The 5,632-nt window shown below is 70.6% G+C and carries 6 protein-coding genes; 5 read left to right on the top strand and 1 reads right to left on the bottom strand.

Going from position 1 to position 5,632, the window contains the following annotated elements:
• Nucleotides 1–73 precede the first annotated feature (73 nt).
• From D7X55_RS34855 to D7X55_RS34875, 5 genes are all read left to right on the top strand, one after another.
• Entirely contained in the window at nt 74–1,765 is a 1,692-nt protein-coding gene (locus D7X55_RS34855; RefSeq protein ID WP_120547418.1) for a methyl-accepting chemotaxis protein, read from the top strand.
• 15 nt (nt 1,766–1,780) lie between these two features.
• Complete coding sequence (locus tag D7X55_RS34860; protein WP_121725302.1) at nt 1,781–2,317, top strand: chemotaxis protein CheW; 537 nt, start codon at nt 1,781–1,783, stop codon at nt 2,315–2,317.
• Between the two features lie 4 nt (nt 2,318–2,321).
• Nucleotides 2,322–3,215 (top strand): protein-glutamate O-methyltransferase CheR, encoded by an 894-nt coding sequence (locus tag D7X55_RS34865; protein ID WP_121725303.1) that lies wholly within the window; start codon nt 2,322–2,324, stop codon nt 3,213–3,215.
• Nucleotides 3,216–3,300: 85 nt separating this feature from the next.
• Nucleotides 3,301–4,089 carry an SDR family oxidoreductase gene (locus D7X55_RS34870; RefSeq protein ID WP_121725304.1) on the top strand — a complete coding sequence of 263 codons (789 nt, stop codon included), beginning with the start codon at nt 3,301–3,303 and terminating at the stop codon, nt 4,087–4,089.
• Nucleotides 4,090–4,103: 14 nt separating this feature from the next.
• The gene (locus D7X55_RS34875; protein ID WP_121725305.1) at nt 4,104–5,024 is read left to right on the top strand and encodes a LysR family transcriptional regulator; all 921 of its coding nucleotides are present in this window, start codon (nt 4,104–4,106) and stop codon (nt 5,022–5,024) included.
• A gap of 12 nt (nt 5,025–5,036) precedes the next feature.
• Here the strand turns inward: D7X55_RS34875 and D7X55_RS34880 are convergent.
• On the bottom strand, nt 5,037–5,632 hold a 596-nt coding region (locus D7X55_RS34880), incomplete at its 5' end, for a CPBP family intramembrane glutamic endopeptidase (protein WP_121725306.1).

Consider the following 5,632-nt stretch of genomic DNA (forward strand, 5'->3'; position numbering starts at 1 on the left):
CCTGGAAACCCCTCCCCCCGCGAACGCCCCCCGGGCGCCGTAGCGAACTTTTGCTGTCTTCCGGAGTCTCACCATGTTCAACAACCTGAGCATCACGGCGAAGCTGACGCTCGCCTTCAGCGCGATGGTGGCCATCATCATCGCGCTGGTCGTCACGGTGTACACGACCATCGTCAAGGTCTCCGTCACCGCCGAGGGCGACACCGAGAGCCACAAGGTGCTCATCGCCGTGCGCGGCCTGGAGGGTGACATGGCCGACCTGGAGACGGGGCAGCGCGGCTTCATCATCACCGGCGACGACAAGTTCCTGGAGCCCTTCAACCTGGGCCGGTTGAGCATGTCGCAGAACCTGGACAGCATCCGCCAGTTCACCCAGAGCGACCGCCGCCAGCAGGAGCGCCAGCAGGAGATCCGCGACCTGTTGCAGCAGTGGATCTCCCAGCACCTGGAGCCGCTCATCTCCCAGCGCCGCGAGGTCGCCGCGGGCCGTGGAGACCTGGCCCAGGTCATCGCGGTGGAGCAGTCCGCGCGCGGCAAGCAGACCGCGGACCGCATCCGCATGCTGCTCACCAAGCTGGCGGACGACGAGACGACCCTCCTGAACGAGCGCACCGCTCGCACCGCGGCCATGGTGGTGGACCTCTACAACCTGATCATCATGGGCGGCGTGCTGGGCGTGGTGCTCGCGGGCTTGCTGTCCTACTTCCTCACCCGCAGCATCGTGCAGCCGCTGACGGAGGCCGTGCAGGTGACGTCGCAGGTGACGTCGGGCGACCTCACCGCGAACATCGTCTCCCGGGGCACGGACGAGACGGGCCGGATGATGAGCAGCATGCGGGAGATGATCCAGCGGCTGTCGGGCGTCATCAGCGAGGTGCGCGGCGCCGCGGGCTCGCTGTCGTCCGCGTCGCTCCAGGTGGCGTCCGCCGCGCAGGGGCTGTCGCAGGGCACCAGCTCCCAGGCGGCCTCCGTGGAGGAGACCACCGCCAGCCTGGAGCAGCTCAACGTCAGCATCCGCCAGAACTCGGAGAACAGCCGGGAGATGGAGCAGACGGCCGTGAAGGGCGCCCGGGACGCGGAGGAGTGCGGCCGCGCGGTGAAGGAGACCGTGGAGGCGATGAACGCCATCGCGGAGCGCATCTCCATCGTGGAGGAGATCGCCTACCAGACGAACCTGCTCGCGCTGAACGCCGCCGTGGAGGCCGCGCGCGCCGGTGAGCACGGCCGGGGCTTCTCCGTGGTCGCCACGGAGGTGCGCAAGCTGGCGGAGCGCAGCCAGAAGGCCGCGAAGGAGATTGGCGGCCTGGCCACCTCCAGCGTGAAGGTCGCCGAGCGCAGCGGACAGCTGCTGACGGACCTGGTGCCCGCCATCCGCCGCACGTCGGAGCTGGTGCAGCAGGTGGCCAACGCCTCTCGCGAGCAGTCCGTGGGCGTGTCGCAGATGAACCGCGCCATGACGCAGGTGGATCAGGTCACCCAGCGCAACGCGTCCGCCGCGGAGGAGCTGTCCTCCACCGCGGAGGAGATGGCCACGCAGGCCGAGTCCCTGCTGCAGATGATGAACTTCTTCCGGTTGGTGGAGGGCTTCAGCTTCAACGGCCCCACCGCGCAGCGCGCCCCGGCCCACCACCGGGCCCCGGCCTCGCCCGTCCGCGGGCTCCAGGCCGCGGCGCAGGGCACGCTGCCCGCGTCTCCGAACGGAGCGCTGTCCCGGCTCCAGAACGGCGCGGAGCCGCCGGCCCCCCATGACTTCCAGCGGTTCTAGGGAGGCGCGTGAACCATGAGTGATTCCACCGAACCGGGCAACGGCAGGTCCAGCTACCTGAGCTTCATGCTCGCGGGCGAGGAGTACGCCGTGGGCCTCCTGCGGGTGCGGGAGATCATCGAACACCGCCCCGTCACCCGCGTGCCGGGCATGCCCGCGGCCGTGCAGGGCGTCATCAACCTGCGCGGCAGCGTGGTGCCCGTCGTGGACCTGGCGGTGAAGTTCGGGCTGCCGCCCCGGCCCATCACCCGCTGGTCCTGCTTCGTCATCGTGGAGGTGGCGCTGGACGGCCAGCAGACGGTGCTGGGGCTGCTCACGGACACGGTGCGCGAGGTGCTGGAGCTGGGCGCCTCGGACATCGAGCCGCCCCCCGCCTTCGGCACGCGCGTGCGGCTGGAGTTCCTGCGGGGCATGGGCCGCCACAACGACGCGTTCATCCTGCTGCTGGACCTGGACCGGCTCCTGTCGCTGGAGGAACTCCTGCGGCTGACGGCCGCCACGGACGAGGCCGCGGCCCCGGCTCCGGCTCCGGAAGCGTCAGGCAACGGGTGAGGGGATGAGCGGGGACGGGCCCTGGCCGTCCGCATTGCCCTCGGAGCTGACGCGCTCGGAGCTGGCGCTGTTCCAGGCCCTGGTGGAGTCGGAGGCCGGCATCCACCTGTCCTCCGCCAAGAGCGCGCTGGTGGCGAACCGGCTGTCGCGGCGGCTGCGGGAGCTGGGGCTCTCGTCCTTCGCCGCGTACCACGCGTACGTCACCTCGCGGGGGAACGAGGCGGAGAAGGTGCGGATGCTCGACAGCCTCTGCACCCATGAGACGTCGTTCTTCCGCGAGCCCCGGCACTTCGAGCTGTTGCGCGAGCACGTCTTCCCGGAGTGGGCGGCCCAGGCGGCGCAGGGCCGCCGTCCCCGCAGCGTCCGGGTCTGGAGCGCCGGGTGCTCCACGGGCGAGGAGCCGTACTCGCTGGCGATGGAGCTGCTGGAGGCGTTCCCCAAGGGCTCCGGGTGGAGCCTGGAGGTCGTCGCCACGGACCTGTCCACCTGGGCGGTGAAGCGCGCGGAAGAAGGCCTCTGGAACCTGGACCGGGCCCGGACCATCCCGCAGGTGCTGCTGCGCAAGTACATGCTCAAGGGCGTGCGCACCCAGGAGGGCCTGATGACGGCGGGCCCGGAGCTGCGGACCTTCATGCGCTTCGCGCGCGCGAACCTGCACGCGCCGGCCACCTGGCCGGTGGGCCCGTTCGACATCATCTTCTGCCGCAACGTGCTCATCTACTTCGGCGCGGAGGCCCGGACGCGCGTCATCCAGGGGCTGCTCTCGCGGCTGCCGGAGACGGGCTACTTCTTCCTGGGGCACGCGGAGAGCCTGATTGGCATCACCGCGTCGGCCAGGTCCGTGAGCGCCAACGTCTACACGCCGCGCCCGGGGCCTCCATTCCCGTCGCGCGAGTAGCCGCCGCGGCCGCTTTCCATTTCCGGAAAGCAGGTGCCCGCCGCTCTCCGTTGTCGTGAAGGCGGCCGGCGCCCATCCTTGCCCCATGAGACCTTTCGATTTCGCGGGCAAGACGGTGCTGGTGACGGGGGCGTCCATGGGCATTGGCGCGGAGTTCGCCCGCCAGCTGTCTCGGCGCGGGGCCACGCTGGTGCTGGTGGCGCGCAGCGAGGGGAAGCTCCAGGCGCTCGCGACGGAGCTGGGCAACGCGCACGTCCTCCCCTTCGACCTGACCGCGCCGGGGGCGCCCCGGAAGCTCCTCGACGCGGTCCGCGCGAAGGGGCTGGAGGTGGACGTCCTGGTGAGCAACGCGGGCTTTGGCCTGCACGGTGGGTTCGACGTGCTGCCCTTGGAAGATCAGCTGGAGCAGATCGACCTCAACGTCCACGCGCTCGTGGAGCTGACGCACGTCTTCCTGCCGATGCTGGAACGGCGGCAGGGCGGTGTCATCCACGTGGCCTCGATGGCCGCGTACCAGCCGACGCCGTACATGGCGGTGTATGGGGCGACGAAGGCCTTCGTCCTGTCCTTCAGCGAAGCGCTCTGGGCGGAGTACCGCGAGCGCGGCGTGCGGGTGCTCGCCCTGTCGCCGGGGGCGACGGACACGCCGTTCTTCGAGCGCTCCGGAGAGGGCGCGTCCCCTGGGAGGAAGGCGCGTCCGGAGGACGTGGTGGACGTAGGGCTGGCCGCGTTCATCGCCGGGCGCTCGTCGGTGGTGCATGGGTGGGTCAACCGGATGGCGGCCTTCGCCAACCGGTTCTTCTCCCGGGCGCTGAGCGCGAAGCTCATCGCGCGGATGACCCGGCCGAAGACGCCCGCGCTCCCGGCGGCCTAGAGTGTTTTGCATCCATGGAAAACAAACTGCCCGCCTGGGATGACCTCCGCGTCCTGCTCGAAGTGCATCGCGGCGGCAGCTTCCTCGCGGCGGGGCTCCAGCTGGGCCTGTCCACCTCCACGGTGGCACGCCGCATCGGCGCGCTGGAGAAGGACCTGGGACGCGCGCTGGTCCACCGCACCTCGCAGGGCGCCTGGCTGGAGAAGGAGGCGCTGGAACTCATCGCGCTGGCGGAGCGCTTCGAGCAGTCATTGCGTGCGCACCGGCGGGACGAGGGCGGACGTTCACCGTACGCAGGCAGGATCCGCGTCTCCGTGCCGGACGGCTTCGGGGGAGGGGCGGCGGAGGCGGCCACGCGGTTCCGGCGGCTGCATCCGGAGACGCAGCTTGAAGTGATTTCAGAGCTGCGGTTCGTGGACCTGTCCTCGCGCGAAGCGGACCTCGGCGTGCGGGGCGGGCGGTCCTCCTCGCCGGTGCTCATCGACAAGCCATTGGGCGAGGTCGAGAGTGGCCTCTTCGCCAGCGGGGACTACCTCTCGCGCTCGCTTCCCAAGCGCTTCCTGGGCGCGGACGACTACCGGGAGCAGGACTTCGTCGTGGAGGACGAGACGCCTCGCGGGCAGGGGCCCTCACGCTGGTTGATGCAGCGGGGCGCGGCTCGCTTCCCCTTCCGCTCCAATTCGATGGAGGCGCGGCTGCACGCGGCGAAGGGCGGCATGGGCCTGGTCATGCTGGGACTGGGGGCCTCGAAGGACCACCCGGAGCTGCTCCCGGTGCGGCTGGAGACGCCGCTGCCGTCGCTCCGCTTCTACCTCACGATGCACAAGGACCTGCGCAAGGTCCCGCGCATCCGTGAGTTCGCGGCGACCTTCGAGGCCGTGTTCGCGGAGTACCTGGCCGCGCAGGCCGCCGCTCGCCGTCGGCCTCGGCGCTGAAGGCCTGAGCGCCTATCCGTTCAGCGCGGGCGCCTGCTCCGGACGGGGCAGCGCCTGCGTCTCCGGCGCGGCGGAGCCCTTCCAGCGCGTCAGGGCGGCAATCACGACGCACAGGACGACGACGCAGAAGATGGACGCCTCCAGGCCGTAGGCACCGCCGGACACCCACTCCGGACGGCCTTCGAAGACGGGCGTCCACCAGCCTCGGGACTCCTTGCCGCTCACGCCGAAGCCCATCACGGACAGGAACCAGTTCCAGCCCATGTGCACGCCGACCGGCAGCGCCAGGTGCCGCGTGCGCAGGTAGCACAGGCCCAGCATCCAGCCCGCGAGGAAGGTGGTGACCATCGCCACGATGCGCGTGGGGACCTCCATGGCGGTGTTGAAGGGGTGGGCCAGGCAGAAGATGAGGGAGATGACGACCTGCGCCCAGCGGGTGCCCAGACCCCGGATGGCGCGCTGGAAGAGGTAGCCGTGGAAGAGCGCCTCCTCGAAGAGGCCCACGCCCAGCATCAGCCAGGCCGCCTTCACGATGGACGCCACCTGGGCGTTCCCGGCGCGCTCCAGGTGGTAGGCCCCCGCCGCCCAGCCGGCGAGCGCCACCATCC

The sequence above is a fragment of the Corallococcus sp. AB049A genome (assembly GCF_003668885.1).
Classification (GTDB): domain Bacteria; phylum Myxococcota; class Myxococcia; order Myxococcales; family Myxococcaceae; genus Corallococcus; species Corallococcus interemptor.